The sequence below is a fragment of the Thauera sp. WH-1 genome (assembly GCF_047806685.1).
In the GTDB taxonomy this organism is placed as follows: Bacteria; Pseudomonadota; Gammaproteobacteria; order Burkholderiales; family Rhodocyclaceae; genus Thauera.
Window position 1 is genome coordinate 48,515 of sequence record NZ_JBLQGP010000002.1, and the last position, 20,824, is coordinate 69,338.

The following is a 20,824-nucleotide window of genomic DNA, read 5'->3' on the forward strand; positions in this document are numbered from 1 at the left end:
ACGATATCGGAGCACATCATGCATGCAAGCAACTGCAACTGTCCGACGTGCCGTCAAGCGCGCGAGACCTTCTTCGAGCCCGAGACCTTCGACGATGAGTTCGGCGCGTTCGGCGACAGCGAATTCGAACTGCCGCTCAGCGAGGCGGAGGAGGTCGAACTCGCAATGGAGCTGCTGTCGGTCACCAGCGAGGCCGAGATGGACCAGTTCCTCGGCAAGGTCTTCAAGAAGGTGTGGCGGGGTATCAAGAAGGTGGGGTCCTTCGTCGGCAAGGTTGCGCGGCCGCTGGGTCGCGCCTTGAAGGCGGTGGCGAAGAAGGCCCTGCCTTTCGTCGGCGGCGCGCTCGGTTCGCTGATCCCGATCCCGGGGGTGGGTACCGCGGTCGGCTCGGCGGTCGGCCGCGCGCTCGGCAAGGCGCTCGAGCTCGAGACCGCCGGCATGAACGTCGAGGAGCGCGAGTTCGAGATGGCACGCCGTTTCGTGCGCATCGCCGCGGCGGCGGCGCAGCGCGCGGCCAGCGCGTCGGACGGCATCGAGGCCGAGGTCATGGTGCGCAAGGTCGTGCGCGACGCGATGCGTCGTCCGATTGCTGCGGGGTCCGGCCCCAGCGGGGCGAGCTCGGGCCGCTGGCTGCGTCGGGGCCGCAACATCGTCGTATATGCGGCGTAGCGCTGTGGACGCGGGCTGCTGCGGATGAGGCCGGCGATGATCGTCGACTGTCACTGTCATGCCGGCAAGGGCGACGGCCTGACCGGCCCGTGGGACACGGACGCGCCGCTCGACAAGTATCTTCGCCGCGCCGAACAGGCGGGCATCGCGCGCACGGTCGTGTTCCCCGCCTTCCACTCCGACTACGCGGTGGCGAACCGCGCGCTTGCCCGCCTGGTCGCCCGCCATCCGGGGCGGCTGTACGGCTTCGCCTTCGTGCACTGCGTGCGCGATCGTGGCCGCATCGGCGAGATGGTGGCACTGGCGGTGCGCCGCTACGGTTTCGTCGGCATCAAGGTCCATCGTCACGACGCGCCGATCAGCCGCGAGGTGTGCGAGGCGGCGCAGGCCTGCGGTGTGCCGGTGCTGTACGACATCGCCGGCGAGACTGCGGTGGTCGAGTTGCTCGCGCGCGAGTACCCGCGGGTGGCCTTCATCATTCCGCACCTGGGCAGCTTCGCCGACGACTGGCGGGCGCAGCTCGCCCTCATCGACCATCTGGTGCGCCACCCCAACGTCCATGCCGACACCGCCGGGGTGCGCCGCTTCGACCTGCTGGAGGAGGCGGTGCAACGGGCGGGCGCGCGCAAGATCCTGTTCGGTTCCGACGGCCCCTGGCTGCACCCGGGTGTGGAACTGGCCAAGATCCACGCCCTCGGGCTTGCACCCGCCGAGCATGCGCTGGTCGCCGGCGGCAATCTGCTGCGCCTGATCGGGCCGGTGCGGGCTCAGGGCGCAAATCCCGCGGGGAGCAGCCGGAACCGGGCCGACAGGCCGAAATGGTCCGACAGGTAGCACTGCATCCCCCAGGCCGCGTGGTAGGCGATCGGGAAGCGCTCGTTGCACATGCGGGTCTGGACCGGCGCGTCCTCGATCCTCACCTCCTCGGTGCGCAGCGCGAGGGCGGAACCCTGGCGGACGAGGATGTGATCGAGCCGCTCCCGCTTGCACGGGTGCACGAACCTGCCGGCGCACCAGTCCGGGTGGTACCGATAGATCTCGTGCTGCCGGCAGGCGGCAGCCGGCAGCCCGGAGGCGACATGCATGTGCCGATGGTCGCCCTCGCCGTCCCAGAAGTGCGCGTAGGCGTTGCGCTCCTGGTCCCAGGTGAAGGGTGCGGTGTCGTCGTCCGGTCCGACCCGCTGGTTCGGCGGCAGGGTGGGGAGGAGCGACTGCTGGACCGCGTCCAGCCAGCCCTGCAGCGGGCCCTGCTCGAAGTGTCCCCGGTACTCGCTGCTTGCGCCCTCGCTCGCCCGTACGTTGGTGTCGCCGAGCAGGATGACCGGATGGCGGCGGTAGCGGTCGGCATCGATGTGCTGCAGGATCATGTCCAGCTGCTGGCGGCGGATCTGCTGGCGTAGGGTCTCGCCTGAGCCGTCGTCTTCCGAGGCTTGCATGTGCGTGTTGATCAGCCAGACGAATGCGTCGGGGTGTTCGCCGAGCGGAACCTTGGTGATCGTGAAGCCCTTTCTGGCCCAGCAGTCGCCACCGGCGCAGAGCTGACCGAAAACGACCGGAGCGAGTTCTGGCGGGACACCACAATAGGGATCGGTGGGCGACGAGTGACAGGTCCAGAACTCGCTGCCTTCAAAGCCGGGAAGGCCACGGGCGAGCGAAGTCCTGACGAACAACGCGAGTCCTGATTCCTCATCCGTTGTCAGCTCCTCGGTCACCGGCCCCCAATGCAGATGGTGGAATCGATGTCGCGAATTCTGCTGGAACATGCCTGCCTGAATGGCTTGGGCACGGTCCAAAGCTGCCCAGGCGGCAAGTTGGTCCCGTTGATCGTCATCGAAGACCTCCTGCAGGGCGACGACGTCGAACTGGCGGATCCGGTTCAGGATGTGCGTTGCCCGTTCTTCATTGTCCCAGGCACGGTTTGCGGTGGTCGGCCATCCGCTCGGGCGCAGCTGCGCATTCTGCGTCCAGATGCGGACCGGGGCGGTGACGACGAAGGCGGTTGGTCGCAGGTGCGCCGAAGGCTGGAGCCGGAAGGCGAGTGGCCAGCCTCGGACCGGCGCGTTCTCCGGCACGGTGCCGGCAACGTACCAGCGTCCTCCGGTCTGCTGCAGCGCGAGCCCCGTTGGCAGGGCACCGGACGCCACGCTCCAGGTGTAGTTGGGGATGTTCCGCGGCCGTGGCAGCTCGCAGCGGAACGCCGCACCGGCTTCGAGCTCGACCCGCGTGCCGCAGGCCGGGTCACCGCCGAGGGTGTCGTGGAAGCGCACGCCGACGTCGATCTCCACCTGACGCTGCAGGATGTGGCCCGCCTGAGTGGCACGCACGGCCCCGCGCGCCGGACTGGCGATCGCCGCAGCCGGCGTCCCGCCGAGCTCGGCACGATGCTGCCGCAGCGTGTTTGCCGAAGGGCTCAGCGCCAGGCCCGCCGGCAGCGCATCCGGGTCGGCGACCCATGACCAGCTCAGGCCCTGCGGATCGCCGGCGACGCAGAGCGCGGCCGCGCCTGGGACGCCCGGCGTGAAGTGCAGCGGATAGGGTTCGCTGCGGTCCTCGCGATGGCTCGGGAAGCGGATCGGGCCGAAGCGGATCGGCAGGCGGACGGCGAAGTCGGTGGTGGAGCCGCTCGCCAGCGACACCCGCAGCGTGAACGATTCCGACTGCGCGCACGCCGGCAGGCCGCTGCTGAACTGTGTCGCCACGCCTATCCGATCCTGGAGCAGGCGAAGTTGCACGCTACCGCCGAAGAGGCTGGCGATGGTAGGGCCGTCCTCGTGCGCTTCGCCGAGCGCAGCGGTGATCGCGATGCCGGTGGCGCCGCTCATGCCCGCCGGAAGGCTCAGGATGACGCGGTAGGGCTCGAGGTCCTGGCCCGGCGGAAGGACGGTGACGCCGCCCGCGATCAATTCCATCTCTGGTGGCTGTGGGCTGCAGTGCGCGGCCGAGCCGTAGCGTTCGCGTAACGCGGCCTCGGCCATTGCGCCCTGGGGGCCGCCCCGGCCAAGCGCCACCAGCTGCCGGAGTTCTCCCTGCAGCTCCCGGGCGCAGTTCATGCGCACGAGATCGGCAATGGCGGGCTGCGCGGCGAGTTGCTCCGGGGTGAATGCGGCGGGTCGGTCGAGCCAGACCGGGCGTGCGCGCACGCCGTCGACCGCGTCGATCTCGAAGCTGGCCGCGAGGAGCTGCAATCCGCGTCGGGACGACACCTTCAGGCGGCTGCCGGTGTCCAGGCTCTCCCGGCGGAGACGTGCGTCGAACTGCCGCAGGTCCGCAGCTGACGGATCGATGCGGACGAGGTAGGCGGACTCCTCGCCCGCCACGCCGGCATGCGTATCGACGACGCGCGCCTGCCAGCGGCGCAGCGCGCGCTCCAGATCGTCGCGGCCAAGCCGTGACGAGACGATCAGGTGGTCCTCCGCGAAGGCACGCGAACTTCCGTCTTCCCCAAGCAGCGCCGCCTCACGCAGGTCGGCGAGCCCCGAGGCTCGCAGAACGGCATGGGGCCGCTCGACACGCTCACCCAGTGCCGCATCGATCTCGAATAGGCGCCCGGGTGGCCGCTGCGCGCAGCCGTCAAGCAGCGCGGCGCAGGCCATCAGCAGGATCAGCCCTGTCTTGGAGGGCGACGAGATGTTGAAGGTCTTCATTCGAGTTCCCTCCTTTCTGCGGCCGGTCGTCTGCCTCCTCGTCACCAGCCGCGACATTCAACCCGGCGCCGGTTCAGTCTGGTCCGACAGCCTCAGCCCGGCCTGCTCAGTGCGGGCGATGATTGGCCCGCCGCATCTGCAGCGCGCGGTCGGTGACGCCGAGCAGACCGGCGGCACGATGCAGGTTGCCGCCCTCGTGCTCGAGGGCGAGGCGGATCGCGGTCTCGGCTGCCGTCTGCGCGATCTCCTTGAGGCCGACACCGAGTTCGATCGCATGGTGGATCGCGCGCTCGAAACCGCCGTCGAGCCAGCCATCGATGCTGGGTTCGGACGCGGGGCGCTCGTCCTCGGGGATGTCGCCGATCGTGATCGGGCCCGGACCACAGTGGCGATGGGCGAGGCGGGCCACGACCCGGCGCAGGTCGCGGACGTTGCCCGGATAGCTGCGCGCGAGCAGGTACTGGCGCACCGGCTCGTCGATCTGCGTCGCGCTTGCTTCGCCCCCGCTGCCCCGCAGGAAATGCAGGGCGAGCGGCAGGATGTCCTCGCGGCGCTCGGAAAGCGCCGGCGTGCGGCAGATCCAGCCCGCCAGCCGGTAGTAGAGGTCGCCGCGGAACTGCCCCTCCGCCACCTCGGCCTCGAGGTCGCGGTTGGTCGCGCAGACCAGGCGGAATGCGGTCTGCAGCCAGCTGTTGCTGCCGACGCGCTTGTAGGTCTGCTCCTGGATCACGCGCAGCAGCTGGGCCTGCAGCGGCAGCGGCAGCTCACCGATCTCGTCGAGGAACAGCGTGCCGCGGTTGGCCAGCGCGAAGGCGCCGTCGCGCGCGTTCTGCGCGCCGGTGAAGGCACCGCGCTCGTGGCCGAAGAACTCGCTGCCGGAGAGCTCGGGCGTGATCGTCGTGCAATCGACCACCACGAGTGCGCCCTTGTCGGGACGTGGGTCGAGGTCGTGAATCAGGCGGGCGATGAGTTCCTTGCCGGTGCCGCTTTCACCCATGATCAGCACCGAGGCCTGGGTGAACGCCGCCACCTCGACCACCTGGCGGACCAGATGGCGCCAGGCCGCGCTCTGGCCGACCAGAACCTCGCGCACCCGCTCGCTGCGAGCCAGCGCCGCCACGGTCTGCCAGCGCTGCAGGCGGGCCGACACCTGCTCGCCGCGGTCCGGGAGCTCGGACCACACGAGCACGTCGCCGGCTCCGGCATGCAACAGCGTCCAGGCCACACGTGGATCGATGCCACGCGGGGCGAGCACGATCGCAAGCACGGTCGCCGTCCTGCCGAAGCGCCGCACGCAGTCCAGCGCGGCTTCGTCGGCCGTGGCCAGCACCACCAGGGCGAAGTGTTCCTCGGTCGGTATTGGCGCTGCGATCTCGATCCCCGCCTGCCTGACGAGTGCCGTCACCGACTCGCGGCAGTCCGCCGAGACCGATTCGCAAAAGCAGACGGAGGCTGACAGGGCCATGTCACACGGGGGTTGCACGGGTCATCCTGCAAGATGTCGTGCGCGGCCTCCCTTACGGAACGCCACGCAGTCGGGTTCCGATTGCCGGACGGCGTCGGCCTGCCGACCATTGGGGCCGCGCTCGGGATAGGCTGGCCCGGGCGTCTAGGGGTCGCGAGCGCCCCTGCGGCAGCGCGTCGAGGGCAAGCCGTCGACGCCGGGGCCGTCTCGAACTTCAGTTCCGGGTCACTGTGAAAACTGTTATAGACGCTCGGCCTGCAAGTGCAAGCATGGTTACCGAATCGCCATAAGCCTCAGCGGTCGATCCGTTGCTCGCAGCACCGGCGGCACATCGGGCGCCGTCGATGCAAATTTCGCGGTCCGCTCGTGCCGGACGGTCCGCGCAGCCGGTATCGAGGTCGGGCATCTGGTGTCGTGCGGCCCGACACGGCCCCGGCAGCATGTCTCCTGTGCCGGCGCTGTGATCCCTCAAGCGCCGATCCACTGTGACAGCTGCCGCTCGATCGCGACCCGCTTTGCCTGGTTGTCGTGTCCGAGCATGATTTCGGTTTCCTCCTCGCTGCAGCGCTTCAGCGAGGCTTCCTTGGGCCTTGAGCTGTAGCGCTCGATATCGGTTTCGATGATTTCGCCGTGCCCGCTCATCGGTGGGTGCTCGTCGGTCTTGAAGAGGTAGCGGCTCACGCCTTCGAAACGTTGGCTGCCGGGTACGGTGCCTTCCCAAGTGAAGCGGAGGTTCCATTGCGCACCACCGTCGACGAGTACCGAGGTGGTGCTGCGCCACCAGGCCGCTGGCTGTGACGGTGCGGCGGGCGCGAAGACGTCGCCCTGCACCGCGAGCGAGGGGCCGAGACGGTCGGGGGTGAGCCTGACGAAGCCGATGCCGTCGCGTGCCCAGTGCTGCAGGCTCCACCAGTAGCCCGCGGTCTCGCCTATGAAGCGCCAGGCGTCCTGTTGGCGCCTGCGGGTGTCGGGGTCGGGCTTGAAGCGGGCACCGATTTCGCGCATCTGCCTGGCGACCATGCGGCAAGCGTGCGCGAGACCAAGGTGATTCGATGATGTGCCGCCGCGGGTCGAGTCGAAGGCGACCTCCTTGACCCCCGAGAGATCCGAGGCGATGTGCGTGGGCGAGGCGCGGTCGATGAAGAAGAAGCAGCGCTCACGGCCGAGGCGGCCGATGAAGAGTCCCAGTTCGAAGACCACGTTGTCGCGAGGAAGGTTGACACGTTGCTCGCGCAGCTGGGCGGCGTCGTCGCCGACGTAGATGACGACGGCAAAGTCGGCGTGGTCGAGTTCGTGCTCGAGGGATTCGATGTAGGTGCGGCTGAAGCTGAAGGTCCCGTTGGTCCACGGCCGCGCTGCGATCGTGGGCCCCTTGTCGCCTGCTGTCCTCCCGGCGGAAGCGAGTTTCTTCGCGACTTCGACCGCGATGTCGATGCGCTCGGATGAAGAGGCGACGAATACCTGCAGGGGTTCGCTCATGGTCGCTGCCACCGCTACCTGGCCGATGATTCAAGCTAGACAAATGGCTACGACTTTGCCAGCCGGGCCGCGGATCGCGAGCACGCCTGGGTGCGTCGGGCCTGCCCCCTCAGGGCAGCGTGCGTTCGCGCACGAAGCGCGGAAAGCGGGGCTGACCGGCGGGGGTGAGTTCGCGGTAGCGGTAGGTGACCAGTGCGCCGAGCGCCGGTGGCTTGGCGCGGGTGGCATCGCTGAGGCCGCTGCCGAGACGGAAGCGGCGGCCGTCGTCGGCCTCCACCAGCAGCGCGCCGACCTTGCCCTGCAGCCGGCCCTTGCCGGGGATGTAGCCGACCACGCGCGCCTCGGCGTCCGCCCAGGGCGTGAGCTTGAGCAGGGCGTCGCTGCGGCCGGGCTGCCAGTGGGCGTCGGCGCGGTGCAGCATCAGGCCTTCGCCGCCGCCGGCGACGGTGTCGTCGAGCAGGCGCTGCAGGGCGGCGCGGTCGGGCACGCGCTGCTGCGCGACCATCTGCAGCCAGGGCACGCCTGCTGTGGCGACGGTGCTTCGCAGGGCGTGCAGCCGGGCGCTGAAGTCGCCGCTGGCCTGGGGCTGATCGAAGAGCATGTAGCGCAGCTCGCGCCAGGCGGGGTCACGCGGGTCTTCGCGGCGGATCAGGCCGGATAGCTCGTCGAAGCGCCGCCGGCCCAGCCACAACTCGCCGTCCAGTGCCGTGGCAGGCAGCGCGGCGACGAACCAGGCCGGGGCGACGAGCTCGCGCCCGCTGCGAAAGCGCAGGCGCTGGCCATCCCAGATCGCGCGCACGCCGTCGAGCTTTTCGCTGACCCAGTAGGCGGCGGGGTCGATCGATTCGTCGTAGCGCAGGGCGAGCATCGCCGCAGGCGGCGGTGAGTGGCGCTGCGGCGCGGCGAGCGGCGCGGCGCGGGCAGGCGCTTGCGCGAGGCCGGGTGGCGGTGACAGGGCGAGCGCCAGGATCAGCAGGGTCCGCATGGCAGTGACGACGCAGCTTGGGCGCAACACCGGCCGCCGGGCGGGCCGATGCGGCGGGCGTTCCTGTCGGCTCGCGGCGGGTCCTGGCGCGGGCGCTGGGTGCTTGCGGGCAATCATGGCGGCGGCTGCGAGACAATGACAAAAGCATTGTAGGTGCAGTCGCCGGGTCCGGCCAGTGCGCGCCCGCTTCAGCTCGGCGGCCTACGGGCCAGCGTGCGCCGGCGCCAGCAGCCGCGTCCAGTAACGCAGCCCGGCGGGCCAGGCGTCGGCGCCGACGCGCAGCAGGTCGGCAGTGGAGACGTGGGTGGAGAAGGCACGGGAGTCGGCTGCGCTGAGCAGGCGCGCCGGCCATTCGGTGGCGAAGCGCTGCAGGCCGAGGCCGATCAGCGCGAGGTCGGTGTCGCCACCGGCGCCAAGGTCGGCGAGTACGCCGGCGAGCGCGAGCCAGCTCTTGCGGAACACCGCCAGCTGCGCGCCGAAGCCGCTTGCCCCCTGCAGCGCGAGCGCATCGAGCAGGCCCACCAGCCAGTCGAAGCCGAGCGGCCGGCCGCTACGCACCAGGGTGTCGAGCGCACGGTCCACGGTGGCGGCGATCGGCGTGCCGCGTGCGTCCTGCAGGCCGAGACCGGCCAGGCCGGTCGTGATGCGGCGTGTGTCGAGCGCCAGCGCGGCAAGCGCGATCTCCACCAGCGCCTCGCGCTCGGCCTTGGTGAGGCGGACGGTCAGGCTCCAGTCGATCACCGCGACGCGGGCGTCGGCGGCGAGCAGCAGGTTGCCGCCATGGAGGTCGCCGTGGAAGGGTGCGGTTTCGTTGCGCGACCAGAACGGGCGGGCGAGCAGGCCGCCGACCAGCGCGCGGCCGAGGCGGCGGGCTTCGGCCGCGGGCAGGGCGGCGTCGCTCAGCTTGGGGCCGTCGATGCGTTCCATCGCGGTGAGCGTGGGTGTGCTCCAGGGCAGCAGCGCGGGGACGAAGACGTCGGCATCGTCGGCGAGCACGCCGGCCGCGGCGCGCATGTTGGCCTGCTCGTTCTCGAGGCGGATCTCCTGCGTCAACAGGCGGCCGGCGGCGGCGAGGTGGCTGTGGTAATAGAGGGCGGGCAGCGCCAGCGCGGCGCCGCGGCGCTCGAGGAAGTCGCCGAGCGCGGGCAGGATGGCAAGCTCCTCGGCCAGCCGCTGCGCCACCCCGGGCTTGAGCGCCTTGAGCACGCCCTCGTGGCTGCGTCCGTCCTGCTGCCACGAGAACGGCAGCACTACCGCGACGCTGCCCTCGGCGAGCGCGCGGTCGGCCAGGCGCAGGTGGCGGTCGTGGCCGAGTTCGGCGCGCACATGGGCGAGCAGGGCATCGATGTCGGTGCTTGCCGGCAGGGATTCCAGCGCCTGCAGGTGGCGGCGCAGCGTGGCGTCCAGGGCGGGCTGGCGGGCGACGACCTGGCCGAGCTTGTGCAGCGTGGGGCAATGCGCGAGCAGCGCGGTGAGGCGGGCGGCGGCAGGGGCGGTTGCGGCCAGCGCGAGCTGTTCGGCGACGATCGCGCCGAGACGGGCGGGCGGCAGGCGGTCGAGGAAGAAGGCCAGGCCCTCCACCAGCAGCGGCCGCCAGGCGGCGAGCGCTTCGGGCAGCAGGGTCTCGAGACCGAGCGATTCAAGCAGGTCGGAGGCGAGTTCGGGTTCCATCGGGCGCGCAGGCAGGAGGCGTTCGCGCCATCTTAGCGCGCCGCGCGAGTCTGGTTGCAGGGACCGTGCCCACGGCATCGTTCACGGATGCCGTGGGCATGTGATGGACGTGTGTGCTTCAGGCCGCGCGCGCCGCCGGTGCCGCGCTCAAGGCGGGCTGCAACCGGTTGACGCCGCTGACGATGGCGCGGATCGAGGCGGTGACGATGTTGCCGTCGACGCCTACGCCGTAGCGGTCGCCGCCCTGCCCGCCGGCCTCGGTGAGCTCGACGAAGGCGCAGGCCTGGGCATTGCCGCCGTCCTCGCTGGGGGCGATCGAGCGCTCCTCGAAGCTGCGCACCTGGACGTCGATGCCGGCGCCGCGCAAGGCGTGGATGGCGGCGTCGATCGGCCCATTGCCCTCGCCGACGAGCAGGTGGCGGGTGGCGCCGATCTCGACCACGAGGCGGATGCCCTGCGCCGCACCGTGCTCGAACAGGTGGTGCTCGACGTAGCGCACCGGCTCGACGCGGTCGAGGTAGGTGGCGCGGAAGAGGTCCCAGATCGCCGCCGCCGACATCTCGCCGCCGCGGGCGTCGGTCACCTGCTGCACCTCGCGCGAGAACTCCACCTGCAGGCGGCGCGGCATCACGATGCCGTACTCGGTCTCGAGCAGGTAGGCGATGCCGCCCTTGCCGGACTGGCTATTGACCCGGATCACGGAGTCGTAGCTGCGGCCGACGTCGGCGGGGTCGATCGGGAGGTAGGGTACGTTCCACGGCTGGCCAGCCTTTTGGGCGGCGAATCCCTTCTTGATGGCGTCCTGGTGGGAGCCGGAGAAGGCCGTGAACACGAGATCCCCCACATAGGGGTGGCGTGGGTGGATGGGCAACTGGTTGCAGTACTCGACGGTGCGCGCGACCGCGTTGATGTCGGAGAAGTCGAGCCCGGGCGACACGCCCTGGGTGTACATGTTGAGCGCGAGGGTGACGATGTCGACGTTGCCGGTGCGCTCGCCGTTGCCGAACAGGCAGCCCTCGACGCGGTCGGCGCCGGCCATCAGGCCGAGCTCGGCGGCGGCCACGCCGCTGCCGCGGTCGTTGTGCGGGTGGAGCGAGAGCACGACGCTGTCGCGGCGCGCGAGATGGCGGTGCATCCACTCGACCTGGTCGGCATAGACGTTGGGCGTCGATACCTCGACCGTGGCCGGGAGGTTGATGATCACCTTATTGTCCGGCGTCGCGCCCCACTCGGCGGTGACGGCGTCGCAGACCTCCCTGGCGAAGTCGAGCTCGGTGGCGGAGAAGGTCTCCGGGCTGTATTCGAGGCGGATTTCGGTGCCCTCGGTCTTCATCTCGGCGGCGATCTGCTTGATCAGGCGTACCGCGGAGACCGCGAGGCCCACGACCTGCGGCTTCTCCATGTTGAACACCACTTCGCGGAAGGTGGGCGAAGTGGCGTTATAGACGTGGATGATCGCCCGCGGCGCACCACGCACCGATTCCATGGTGCGGCGGATGAGGTCCTCGCGCGCCTGGGTGAGCACCTGGATGGTGACGTCCGCGGGGATGTGGCCGCCCTCGATGAGGGTGCGGACGAAGTCGAAGTCGGTCTGCGAGGCGGACGGGAAGCCGACCTCGATCTCCTTGAAGCCGATGTCGCACACGGTGCGGAACATGCGCATCTTGCGCTCGACGTTCATCGGCTCGAACAGCGCCTGGTTGCCGTCGCGCAGGTCGGTGCTCATCCAGACCGGGGCGCGGTCGATGACCCTGTTCGGCCACTGGCGGTCGGCGAGCGCGATCGGGGCGAAGGGGCGGTACTTGGCGGCAGGGTTGGGCAACATCATGGCGCGGTCCTCGTGGGCATGGCGTGATTCGATGGACGAAAGTCTACGCCGGTGAGAGCGGAATTTGCTTGCGATCTTGCGGGCGAGATCGGTCATTTTGCGCAGAATCGTTCACAAAGTTTTGCAGTGGTGCAATGATCTGCCAACCCACGACAAGCCCCGGAGTGATCATGCAACTCGACCGCTACGACCGCCAGATGCTCGAGCTGCTGCAGCAGGACGGCCGCATCAGCAACCAGGAACTCGCCGAACGCATCGCGCTGTCGCCCTCGTCCTGCCTGCGCCGGCTGCGTGCGCTGGAAGAGTCCGGCCTGATCCGCGGCTATCGCGCCCTGCTGGACGCGAGAAAGCTCGGCCTGTCGCTGATGGCGCTGATCCACATCTCGATGGACCGCCACACGCCCGAGCGCTTTGCGCACTTCGAGGGCGAGATCGAGAAGATTCCCCAGGTGCTGGAATGCCTGCTGATCACCGGCCAGGACGCCGACTACCAGCTCAAGGTGGTCGTCGCCGACATGGACGGCTACCAGGAACTGCTGCTCAACCGCATCACCCGCATCCCCGGCGTGACCGGGGTGCATTCGAGCTTCGTGCTGCGCCGGGTCATCGACAAGACCGCGCTGCCGGTGATGGGGGGTTGAGACGCATGGCGCCGACTTCATTCCTGCGGCGCGGATCCGGGCCGAGGCCATCTGGAGCGACGCGAACCTCCCGAGCCCGGTGGGCGATGGCCGCATGGCTGCTTTCCTTGCTCACCGGCTGCGTGATGCTGGAAAACTACGGCGACGACGCGCTACCGGAGAGCGAGCGCGCGATTGTGGAGGGGTACTGGCACTACCGCTTCATCTATGACGAGGAGTTGCATATCGCGTCGGTCGACGGCAGACGGGAGGGCGGGAGGAGCGGCTGGCCATACGCCTACTCGGTCAGCTTGCCGTCCGGACAGCATTGGCTACAGATCGCGATTCTGCGTAACAGCGGAGCGATCGCGGGATGTGCTTTCGCGTGGACCTTCGAGGCGGGCCACCACTACAAACTGCAGCGCTTGCGTCACGACCAGTTCCTGCTTGCGCACCCGGCGACCGAGCGTTTTCGCGCGACCCTGGACGTGGTCGTGACGGCACCGGATGGGGTCGCGCAGCCTGTGAGCGTGCCGGCCGTGTGCGGTAAGCGCCTGATGTGCCGAGGGGACGCGGACTGCCCCGCCGGGCAGTCCTGCCTGATTGATGCCGAGTTCGAGTTCGGTGCCTGCGTCCCCGGTGGTTGAGGCTCAGCGGAACGAGGGCGTTCGCAGACGGGGCTCGGTGGAGGCTGCCCGCGTCGCTGCCTGCGGCCGATCCCGCTGGCAGAAGGCGAGCGGCGCTTTATTTGTCGGCGTTCGGGAAGAACAACTGCTCGCCCTCGATCTTGTACGACGCGATCGCCTCCTGGCCCGCGGGCGACACCACCCAGTCGACGAACTGGCGCGCTTCGGCCGTCTTCACGTGCGGGTGGCGCTCCGGATTTACGACCATCACACCGTACTGGTTGAACAGCCGGGTGTCGCCTTCGACCAGCACCGCGAGGTCGGCGCGGTTCTTGAAGCTGAGCCAGGTGCCGCGGTCGGCGAGCACGTAGGCGCCGGAAGACGCTGCCATGTTAAGCGCCGGGCCCATGCCGCAGCCGCACTCCTTGTAGTCCGTGCCCTTGTCCTCGACGCCGGCCGCCTTCCAGTAGCGCAGTTCGGCGGCGTGGGTGCCGCTCTTGTCGCCGCGTGACACGAAGCTGCCGTTGGCGGCAGCGAGCTTCTTCAGTGCCTCGGTGATGTCCTTGCCTTGCGTGCCGGCCGGGTCGTCCTTCGGCCCGATCAGCACGAAGTCGTTGTACATCACCTTGCGGTGCTCGATGCCGTGGCCTTCGTCGACGAATTTCTGCTCCGCGGCGGCGTCGTGCACGAACACCACGTCGGCATCGCCGCGGCGGCCGACGTCGAGCGCCTGGCCGGTGCCGAGCGCGACCACCTTGACCTCGATGCCGCTGACCTCCTTGAACCGCGGCAGGATGTGACCGAACAGGCCGGACTGCTCGGTGGAGGTGGTGGAGGCGACGATGATGGAGGGCGTCTGCGCCTGGGCGGCAAGCGGCAGCAGCGCAAGGGCGGCGGTGGCGGCAAGGCGGGGCAGGTGCGTGCGTACAAGGGCTTGGATCAAGGCCTTCATCGGGGGTGTCTCCTCGGGGGCGGGGCAGGACTGCAGGGCGCGCGATTGCGGCACGCAGGGGGATTGGCGCAATCTATTGGCCCTGCCTACCTCGATCAATATGAACAGAAATGCATAGGATCAGCCTCCACTACACGCTCGGCACCGACACCGCACCGGCGCTGATCCGAAACCCGCTGCTCGACCTGCTGCAGGCGGTCAGCGCGCAGGGCTCGATCTCGGCCGCGGCGCGTGCGCTGGCGCTGTCATATCGCCACGTATGGGGCGAGCTCAAGCGTTGGGAGGCGGCGCTCGGCCAGCCGTTGATCCTGTGGGAAAAAGGCCAGGCGGCGCGGCTGTCCGAGTTCGGCACCAAGCTGCTGCTCGCCGAGCGCCAGGTGCAGGCGCGTCTGCTGCCCCAGATCGAGGCCTTGCGCGCGGATCTCGAGCGCGCCTTCGCGATCGCCTTCGACGATTCGGTGCATGTGCTGACTTTCCACGCCAGCCACGACGAGGGCCTGGTCGCGCTTGGCGACGCGGCGCGCGCCAATGGCCTGCATCTCGACATCCGTTTCACCGGCAGCGTCGACGCGATCCGCGCCCTCAACGAGGGTCGGTGCACGATGGCCGGCTTTCATGTGCGCCTGCCGGCAGCGCCGGACTCGCTGTCGCAGCGCAGCTACAAGCCGCTGCTGCGCCCCGGCTTGCACAAGCTGATCGGCTTCGCCCGCCGCAGCCAGGGCCTGATCGTGGCGCGCGGCAATCCGCTTGGACTGCGCGGTCTGCTCGACCTCGCCCGGCCCGGCGTACGCTTCGTCAATCGGGCGCGCGGCACGGGCACCCGCGTGGTGCTGGATGAACTGCTCGGCGAACTCGATATGCGCCCCACCGCAATCCGCGGCTACACCACCGACGAGCCTTCGCACGCCGCGGTTGCCCACGCGGTGGCGAGCGGCCAGGCCGACGCCGGCTTCGGGATCGAGGCCAGTGCGCGCAGTCGCGGGCTGGACTTCATTCCGCTGGTCGAGGAGGGCTATTTTCTCGCCTGCCTCAAGTCCACCCTCGACCAGCCCGCCCCCCGCGCCTTGCTCGCCGTGCTGCGCACGCGTGCCTGGCAGCAACGCCTGGCGGGCCTGCCCGGCTACGCGCCGATGCGCAGCGGCGAGGTGCTGTCGATGAGCCGGGTGCTGCCGTGGTGGCGCTTCGGCGGGCGGGGCGAAGCGATTAGCCCGCCTTCATGATCGCTTCGGGGATGCGCTCGAGCGGCAGCACGCTGTCCGCGGCGCCGAGCTTGATCGCCTCGCGCGGCATGCCGAACACCACGCAGGTGGATTCGTCCTCGGCGATGGTCTGCGCGCCGGCGTCGTGCATTTCCTTGAGGCCGCGGGCGCCGTCGTCGCCCATGCCGGTCATGATCACGCCGACGGCGTTCTTGCCGGCGAACTTGGCGCAGGAGCGGAACAGCACGTCCACCGACGGCCGGTGGCGATTGATCAGCGGGCCGTCGATGACTTCGACCGTGTACTGCGCGCCGCTGCGCGCTAGCATCATGTGCTTGCCGCCGGGCGCGATCAGCGCGCGGCCGGGCATGACGCGGTCACCGTGGCGGGCTTCGCGCACCTCGAGCGCGCACAGGCTGTTGAGGCGCTCGGCGAACATCGCGGTGAAGCGCTCGGGCATGTGCTGCACGATGACGATGCCGGGGCACACCGCCGGTAGGCGGGTCAGCACCGCCTCCAGCGCCTGGGTGCCACCGGTCGAGGTGCCGATGGCGACGATGCGCTCGGTGGTGCGAACCATGTTCGCGCCGCTGCCCAGACCGGCGCCGAGAATGGCGTCGGCGCTGAGCTTGGGCGCCGGCGTGAGCGGCGCCACCGCCCGCGGCACCAGCCGGCTGGCGTTGGCGCGCGCCGCGGCCTTGACCGCCTGCACGACGTCGTTGGCGCTGTCCTCGAGGAACTGCTTGACGCCCATCTTCGGCTTGGTGATGATCGCCGCGGCGCCGGCCGACAAGGCCTGCATGGTGGCGGCGGCGCCGGTCTCGGCGAGCGAGGAGCAGATCACCACCGGCGTGGGGTGCTCGGTCATGATCTTCTTCAGGAAGGTCAGGCCGTCCATGCGCGGCATCTCGATGTCGAGCACGATCACGTCCGGCCACTGGCGCTGCATGTGGCCGATGGCGAACAGCGGGTCGGAGGCGGCGGCGATGACCTCGATGCCGGCGTCGCGTTCGAGGGCCTGGCGCACCGTCTGGCGCACCACCGCCGAGTCGTCGACGATCATGACCTTGATTCTGCCGCTCATCGTCCGTGCTCGCTGCGCGTGGGATGAAGGGCGCGCGGGCCGCGGGGGCTGCGATGGTGCTCGAGCAGCGCCTGCGCGCTGGGGCGGCAGTACAGCGTCGGTCGCAGGGTGCTGAGGGCGTCGGTGATGCCGGTCAGCGTCTCGGAGTGGCCGACGATGAAGGTGCCGTCCTCGCGCAAGTGGGGGACCATGTTGCCGACCACCTTGCGCTTGGTGTCGTTGTCGAAATAGATCATCACGTTGCGCAGGAAGATGACGTCGAACTGGCCGAGGTCGCGCGTCTCGGGCGCGATCAGGTTGATGTGGCGGAAGTCCACCCGTTCGCGCAGCTTGGGCACGACGAGGAAGTTGCCCTCCTGGCTGCGCACGCCCTTGAGGCAGTACTTCTTCATCAGCTCGGGCGGAATGCCGCGGCCACGCTCCAGCGGGTAGAGGCCGGCCTGGGCGCGCTCGAGCACGGTCAGGCTGATGTCCGAGGCCACCACCTCCCAGTTCGCCGTCATGCCCAGGGTCTCGGCCAGCACCATGGCGATGGTGTAGGGCTCCTCGCCGCTGGAGGAGGCGCCGCTCCAGACGCGGAACGGACGGCCACGCCGGCTGGCGGCGAAGTCCTGCAGGAAGTCGAAATGCGCCGCTTCGCGGAAGAAATAGGTCTCGTTGGTGGTCAGCAGGTCAACCATCAGCTGCCGCTCGTCCGCGTGCTCGCCGCTGGTGACCAGCTTGTAGTAGGCGCCGAAGCTATCCAGGCCGTAGTGGCGCAGGCGGCGCGACAGCCGGCCGGTGACTAGCGGCTTCTTGCTGTCGGCCATGTTGATGCCGGCCAGGCGGTAGATGAGCTTCTGGAACAGGGCGAATTCCTGGTCGCTGAGGCCTTGGTTATCCATATGCGGGCAGAGCTCCACGATCAGAAGAGTTCGACATTCGATTTCGGCGGCGGTCGCTTCAGCGATTCAGCATAGGCCTGCTCGGCCTTCGCCACTTCCTGCGCGCTCGCCATGGTGGTCGTCATGCGGCGGCACCAGGCGTCGCCGGTGGCGGGCACGAACAGCAGCTTGCGCGAGCAGGCGCCGAGGAAATCCGATGCCAGCAGCTCGATGCCCTCGCGCTTGAGCCATTCGCAGGCGAATTCCGCGTTGCGCTTGCCGATGCCCGAGGCGGCGATGCCGCTGATGATGGTGCCGCCGCCGAAGGCCTTGGCCTTGAGGCGATGGCGCGCGCCGCCGCGGGCGAGGATGCCGTTGAGCAGCACCTCCATCGCGTAGTCGCCCGACAGCAGCGAATCGACGTCCACGCCGCCTTCGCGCTTGCGCATGTTGGGCAGCATGAAGTGGTTCATGCCGCCCACGCCGACCGCGGGGTCATACATGCACACCGCCACGCAGGAGCCGAGCAGCGTGGAGATCGGCTTGTGCATGTCGACCGCCCACTCGCCGGGCGCGATGCTCTGCGCCCGCCGTTCGATCTCCTGCGGCGAAAGGGTGTGCCAGCTCATCATGGCGTGCGTCCGCTCATCGGGCCCTAGGCGAACCGGAGGCGGCGCGCGCCGCTGGCGTCGTCGATGGTGAAGAAGCCCATCAGCTCCTGCAGCTGTCCGGCCTGTCCGCCGAGCTCCTCGGCGGTGGCGGCGAGCTCCTCGGAGGCCGAGGCGTTCTGCTGGGTGGCCTTGTTGAGCTGTCCCATGGCGTTGTTGATCTGGCCGACGCCGGCGGTCTGCTCCTGGCTGGCCGAGGCGATCTCCTGCACGAGGTCGGAGGTCTTGTTGATCGAGGGCACCATCTCGTCGAGCAGCTTGCCGGCGCGCTCGGCCAGGGTGACCGAGTTGCCGGCGAGCTGGCCGATCTCCTGGGCGGCGACCTGGCTGCGCTCGGCGAGCTTGCGCACCTCGGCCGCGACCACCGCGAAGCCCTTGCCGTGCTCGCCGGCGCGGGCCGCTTCGATCGCGGCGTTCAGGGCGAGCAGGTTGGTCTGGTAGGCGATGTCGTCGATGATGCCGATCTTGCCGGCGATGTTCTTCATCGCCTCGACGGTGGATTTGACCGCCTGGCCGCCTTCGCCGGCCTCGGCCGAGGACTTGCTGGCCATGGCGTCGGTGATCTTGGCGTTCTCCGAGTTCTGGTTGATGGAGGCGCTCATCTGCTCGATCGAGGCCGAGGTTTCCTCGACGCTGGCGGCCTGCTCGGAAGAGGACTGGGACAGGCTCTGTGCGGTGGCCGAGACCTGGCCGGCGGCGTTGGTGAGCGCATCGGCCGCGCCGCGGACCTGCTCGATGATCTCGGCGAGCTTGTCCATCGAGTCGTTGACCGCGTGCTGCAGCACCTGGAAGTCGCCGGCGTAGTCGTCGGTGATCTTCTGGGTGAGGTCGCCGCCCGAGAGCGCGACCATGACGCGCTTGACCTCGTCGATGGGGGCGATGACCGCATCGAGGGTGGCGTTGACGCCCTGGACGATGCGGGCGTAGTCGCCCTGGTGGCGGCTGGCGTCGGCGCGGGTGGACAGGCGGCCCTCGACGGCGGCCTGGGCGAGCATGTTGGCGTCGGTGACGAGGGCGTTGACGGCGTCGATGGCGGTGTTGAGGTTGTTCTTGATGGTGTTGAAGTCGCCGTTGTAGCTGTCGGTGATGCGCGGCGGGATGGCGCCGCGGGCGATCTGCTCGACATAGTCGGCGGCGACGTTCAAGGGCCCGATCACGGCGTCCAGCGTGGCGTTGACGCCTTGCACGATGCGTGCGTAATCACCCTGGTGGCGGCTGGCATCGGCGCGGGTGGAAAGCCGGCCTTCCACCGCCGCGGCGGACAGCAGGGTGGCGTCGTCGATCATGGCGTGCAGGTTGGACTGCACCTCGGCCAGCGCGCGCTCGATCTCGCCGAGCTCGTTGTGGCTATGAACCGCGATCTTCTCGTCGAGCTTGCCCTGGGCGATGCGGTGCGCCGCTTCGGCGTTGCCGCGCAGCCCGCGCAGCAAGGCGGTGACCTGCAGCCCGAACAGCACGGCCGCCACCAGCACCGCCAGCGTCATCGCGATCGACAGCGCGAACTGGGTGGACGAGTCGCGGCTCAGCACCTGCGCGCGCTCGAGCAGGATGGCGGCGAACCGGTCCTCCTCGACCTTCATCAGGTCGATCTTGCGCGTGATGGTGGCGAACCAGTTCGCCGGTTCCACGCCGAAGCCCCCGAGCAGCATGCGGTCGAGCGCGATCTGGCGCAGGTGCGCGGTGTCGCGCCCGGCCTCGCTGTCGAGCACCGTCTGCAAGGCAGCGCTCCAGGCCGGCGGCGCCATCGAGCGGAAGTTGGCGAGATAGGTGTCCTGCGCGGTGAGGATGGTGATGATGCGCCGATGCAGGGGCACGTCGGCCGCCGCATCGCCGGCGAACAGGCCGTTGATCGAGGCGCGCTCGCGTCCGGCCTGCTCCTTGGCGAGCACGAACATCAGATAGGCGTTCATGCCGCGCGACAGCTCGACCTCCTCGGCGGCGGAGGCGGCAATGTCGATGACCGTGATCAGACGCTCGATGGTGCCGGTGTAGTAGTTGAACGAGTCCGCGCCCGGGATGCTCAGCGCGCTCACGCGGCCACGGGTGGCCTGCAGTTCGGCGAGGCGGGCCTGGGCGTCGGCGAGGGCCTTCTGGATGGCGTCGCCCAGCTGCGTACGGTCGGCTGCGGCCAGCCACGCATCGAGTGCCGCGCGCGCCTTGTCGCTGTCCTGGTGCTGGGTCGCCAGTTCGGCCTGGAAGCGGCCACCGCGCGAACCGATGAAGCCGGCCGACAGACCGCGCTCCTTCTGCAGCTCATGCACCACACCGTTGATCTGCACCGAGAGCTGGCTGTATTGCGCGCCGCGCTCCATGGCATTGCGGGTGTTCCATTGCGTTGCGACGTCGTTCACCGCATAGAACAGGACTGCCGCAATCACGATTGCGAACAGCAGGAACAGGCGCAGGCGGATCGAGCGCCAGCCGTAGGATTGAGTGTTCATCTCGGGTCTTCCGGATTGAGTGCGGGCGAGGGCGCACAGGGCGCGCGCACCCGTCGTGTGCTTATTCTTCTTCGCTGCCGTTGGCCTCGCCGCTCATGCTGGCGAGCATGGCGATCTCCTCGGTCGACAGCACGCGGGCGACATTGAGGATGATGACGAAGCGGCCTTCGACCTTGCCCATGCCCTGGATGAAGTCGGCACGAATCCGGGCGCCGAAGCTGGGCGGCGGTTCGATGTCGGCGCGCGGGATCTCGAGCACCTCGTTGACCGCGTCCACGATCACGCCCAGATCCTGGCGCTCCTCGCCGTCGCCGAGCTCGACGATGACGATGCAGGTGCGGCGCGACACCCTGGAGGCGGCGCCGCCGAAGCGGGCCGACAGGTCGATCACCGGCACCACCGCGCCGCGCAGGTTGATCACGCCGCGGATGAAGGCCGGCATCATCGGGATCTCGGTGATGTTGCCGAACTCGATGATCTCCTTGACGTTGAGGATGCCGAGTGCGAACACCTCGCCGCCGAGGCTGAAAGTCAGGTATTGCTGCGGGCTGTTGTCCACACGGACGCTGAGCTCGTGCTTGCTGTGTGTAAGGTTCTGGCTCATGGCCGGGCTCCTGCTACGTGGCGTGT

General features: G+C 69.3%; 17 protein-coding genes. 5 read left to right on the forward strand and 12 right to left on the reverse strand.

Annotated features, from left to right (window positions below):
- Positions 1-18 precede the first annotated feature (18 nt).
- Entirely contained in the window at positions 19-669 is a 651-nt protein-coding gene (locus ACMV5O_RS02460) for a hypothetical protein (RefSeq protein ID WP_416161991.1), read from the forward strand.
- Between the two features lie 36 nt (positions 670-705).
- Positions 706-1,503, forward strand: coding sequence for an amidohydrolase family protein (locus ACMV5O_RS02465; RefSeq protein WP_416161992.1), 798 nt, complete (start codon positions 706-708; stop codon positions 1,501-1,503).
- Here the strand turns inward: ACMV5O_RS02465 and ACMV5O_RS02470 are convergent.
- From ACMV5O_RS02470 to leuA, 6 genes are all read right to left on the reverse strand, one after another.
- Positions 1,437-4,313 carry an endonuclease/exonuclease/phosphatase family protein gene (locus ACMV5O_RS02470; protein ID WP_416161993.1) on the reverse strand — a complete coding sequence of 959 codons (2,877 nt, stop codon included), beginning with the start codon at positions 4,311-4,313 and terminating at the stop codon, positions 1,437-1,439. The two genes, ACMV5O_RS02465 and ACMV5O_RS02470, sit on opposite strands and share 67 nt — an antisense overlap.
- A 106-nt stretch (positions 4,314-4,419) precedes the next feature.
- On the reverse strand, positions 4,420-5,718 hold the full coding sequence (locus ACMV5O_RS02475; protein ID WP_416161994.1) for a sigma-54-dependent transcriptional regulator: 1,299 nt from the start codon (positions 5,716-5,718) through the stop codon (positions 4,420-4,422).
- A gap of 528 nt (positions 5,719-6,246) precedes the next feature.
- Positions 6,247-7,257, reverse strand: a complete 1,011-nt coding sequence (locus ACMV5O_RS02480; protein ID WP_416161995.1) for a nucleotide-binding protein — start codon at positions 7,255-7,257, stop codon at positions 6,247-6,249.
- Between the two features lie 109 nt (positions 7,258-7,366).
- Positions 7,367-8,242 (reverse strand): DNA ligase, encoded by an 876-nt coding sequence (locus ACMV5O_RS02485; RefSeq protein WP_416161996.1) that lies wholly within the window; start codon positions 8,240-8,242, stop codon positions 7,367-7,369.
- Between the two features lie 201 nt (positions 8,243-8,443).
- Positions 8,444-9,913 (reverse strand): AarF/UbiB family protein, encoded by a 1,470-nt coding sequence (locus ACMV5O_RS02490; RefSeq protein WP_416161997.1) that lies wholly within the window; start codon positions 9,911-9,913, stop codon positions 8,444-8,446.
- A gap of 118 nt (positions 9,914-10,031) precedes the next feature.
- Positions 10,032-11,741, reverse strand: a complete 1,710-nt coding sequence (gene leuA / locus ACMV5O_RS02495) for a 2-isopropylmalate synthase (RefSeq protein WP_416161998.1) — start codon at positions 11,739-11,741, stop codon at positions 10,032-10,034.
- A gap of 170 nt (positions 11,742-11,911) precedes the next feature.
- On the opposite strand from leuA, the gene ACMV5O_RS02500 reads away from it, so the two are divergent.
- On the forward strand, positions 11,912-12,382 hold the full coding sequence (locus ACMV5O_RS02500; RefSeq protein ID WP_416161999.1) for an Lrp/AsnC family transcriptional regulator: 471 nt from the start codon (positions 11,912-11,914) through the stop codon (positions 12,380-12,382).
- Between the two features lie 86 nt (positions 12,383-12,468).
- On the forward strand, positions 12,469-13,008 hold the full coding sequence (locus tag ACMV5O_RS02505) for a hypothetical protein (RefSeq protein ID WP_416162000.1): 540 nt from the start codon (positions 12,469-12,471) through the stop codon (positions 13,006-13,008).
- A gap of 97 nt (positions 13,009-13,105) precedes the next feature.
- Here the strand turns inward: ACMV5O_RS02505 and ACMV5O_RS02510 are convergent, their stop codons facing one another.
- Positions 13,106-13,939, reverse strand: a complete 834-nt coding sequence (locus ACMV5O_RS02510) for an extracellular solute-binding protein (RefSeq protein ID WP_416162001.1) — start codon at positions 13,937-13,939, stop codon at positions 13,106-13,108.
- Between the two features lie 110 nt (positions 13,940-14,049).
- Between ACMV5O_RS02510 and ACMV5O_RS02515 the strand changes: the two genes are divergently transcribed.
- A complete protein-coding gene (locus tag ACMV5O_RS02515) occupies positions 14,050-15,159 on the forward strand; it encodes a substrate-binding domain-containing protein (protein WP_416162002.1) in 1,110 nt (369 codons plus the stop codon).
- Here the strand turns inward: ACMV5O_RS02515 and ACMV5O_RS02520 are convergent.
- The 5 genes from ACMV5O_RS02520 to ACMV5O_RS02540 form a co-directional block, all read right to left on the reverse strand.
- Positions 15,143-16,222, reverse strand: coding sequence for a protein-glutamate methylesterase/protein-glutamine glutaminase (locus ACMV5O_RS02520; protein ID WP_416162003.1), 1,080 nt, complete (start codon positions 16,220-16,222; stop codon positions 15,143-15,145). The genes ACMV5O_RS02515 and ACMV5O_RS02520 overlap by 17 nt on opposite strands.
- Complete coding sequence (locus tag ACMV5O_RS02525) at positions 16,219-17,106, reverse strand: CheR family methyltransferase (protein WP_416162004.1); 888 nt, start codon at positions 17,104-17,106, stop codon at positions 16,219-16,221. The genes ACMV5O_RS02520 and ACMV5O_RS02525 overlap by 4 nt, the downstream gene beginning before the upstream one ends.
- Positions 17,107-17,126: 20 nt before the next feature.
- Positions 17,127-17,717, reverse strand: coding sequence for a chemotaxis protein CheD (locus tag ACMV5O_RS02530; RefSeq protein ID WP_416162005.1), 591 nt, complete (start codon positions 17,715-17,717; stop codon positions 17,127-17,129).
- Between the two features lie 23 nt (positions 17,718-17,740).
- Positions 17,741-20,194: a methyl-accepting chemotaxis protein gene (locus ACMV5O_RS02535; RefSeq protein ID WP_416162006.1), complete on the reverse strand. Its 2,454-nt coding sequence runs from the start codon at positions 20,192-20,194 to the stop codon at positions 17,741-17,743.
- Between the two features lie 61 nt (positions 20,195-20,255).
- Positions 20,256-20,798, reverse strand: coding sequence for a chemotaxis protein CheW (locus ACMV5O_RS02540; RefSeq protein WP_416162007.1), 543 nt, complete (start codon positions 20,796-20,798; stop codon positions 20,256-20,258).
- Positions 20,799-20,824: the final 26 nt, after the last annotated feature.

What these genes read in the sequence shown, in the direction of transcription:
- ACMV5O_RS02530 (WP_416162005.1), bottom strand. Translation starts at nt 17,717, where the DNA reads ATGATGAGCTGGCACACCCTTTCGCCGCAGGAGATCGAACGGCGGGCG.
- ACMV5O_RS02535 (WP_416162006.1), bottom strand. Translation starts at nt 20,194, where the DNA reads ATGAACACTCAATCCTACGGCTGGCGCTCGATCCGCCTGCGCCTGTTC.
- ACMV5O_RS02460 (WP_416161991.1), top strand. Translation starts at nt 19, where the DNA reads ATGCATGCAAGCAACTGCAACTGTCCGACGTGCCGTCAAGCGCGCGAG.
- ACMV5O_RS02515 (WP_416162002.1), top strand. Translation starts at nt 14,050, where the DNA reads ATGCATAGGATCAGCCTCCACTACACGCTCGGCACCGACACCGCACCG.
- ACMV5O_RS02510 (WP_416162001.1), bottom strand. Translation starts at nt 13,939, where the DNA reads ATGAAGGCCTTGATCCAAGCCCTTGTACGCACGCACCTGCCCCGCCTT.
- ACMV5O_RS02540 (WP_416162007.1), bottom strand. Translation starts at nt 20,798, where the DNA reads ATGAGCCAGAACCTTACACACAGCAAGCACGAGCTCAGCGTCCGTGTG.
- ACMV5O_RS02525 (WP_416162004.1), bottom strand. Translation starts at nt 17,106, where the DNA reads ATGGATAACCAAGGCCTCAGCGACCAGGAATTCGCCCTGTTCCAGAAG.
- ACMV5O_RS02465 (WP_416161992.1), top strand. Translation starts at nt 706, where the DNA reads ATGATCGTCGACTGTCACTGTCATGCCGGCAAGGGCGACGGCCTGACC.
- ACMV5O_RS02480 (WP_416161995.1), bottom strand. Translation starts at nt 7,257, where the DNA reads ATGAGCGAACCCCTGCAGGTATTCGTCGCCTCTTCATCCGAGCGCATC.
- ACMV5O_RS02500 (WP_416161999.1), top strand. Translation starts at nt 11,912, where the DNA reads ATGCAACTCGACCGCTACGACCGCCAGATGCTCGAGCTGCTGCAGCAG.
- ACMV5O_RS02485 (WP_416161996.1), bottom strand. Translation starts at nt 8,242, where the DNA reads ATGCGGACCCTGCTGATCCTGGCGCTCGCCCTGTCACCGCCACCCGGC.
- ACMV5O_RS02490 (WP_416161997.1), bottom strand. Translation starts at nt 9,913, where the DNA reads ATGGAACCCGAACTCGCCTCCGACCTGCTTGAATCGCTCGGTCTCGAG.
- ACMV5O_RS02520 (WP_416162003.1), bottom strand. Translation starts at nt 16,222, where the DNA reads ATGAGCGGCAGAATCAAGGTCATGATCGTCGACGACTCGGCGGTGGTG.
- ACMV5O_RS02505 (WP_416162000.1), top strand. Translation starts at nt 12,469, where the DNA reads ATGGCCGCATGGCTGCTTTCCTTGCTCACCGGCTGCGTGATGCTGGAA.
- leuA (WP_416161998.1), bottom strand. Translation starts at nt 11,741, where the DNA reads ATGATGTTGCCCAACCCTGCCGCCAAGTACCGCCCCTTCGCCCCGATC.
- ACMV5O_RS02470 (WP_416161993.1), bottom strand. Translation starts at nt 4,313, where the DNA reads ATGAAGACCTTCAACATCTCGTCGCCCTCCAAGACAGGGCTGATCCTG.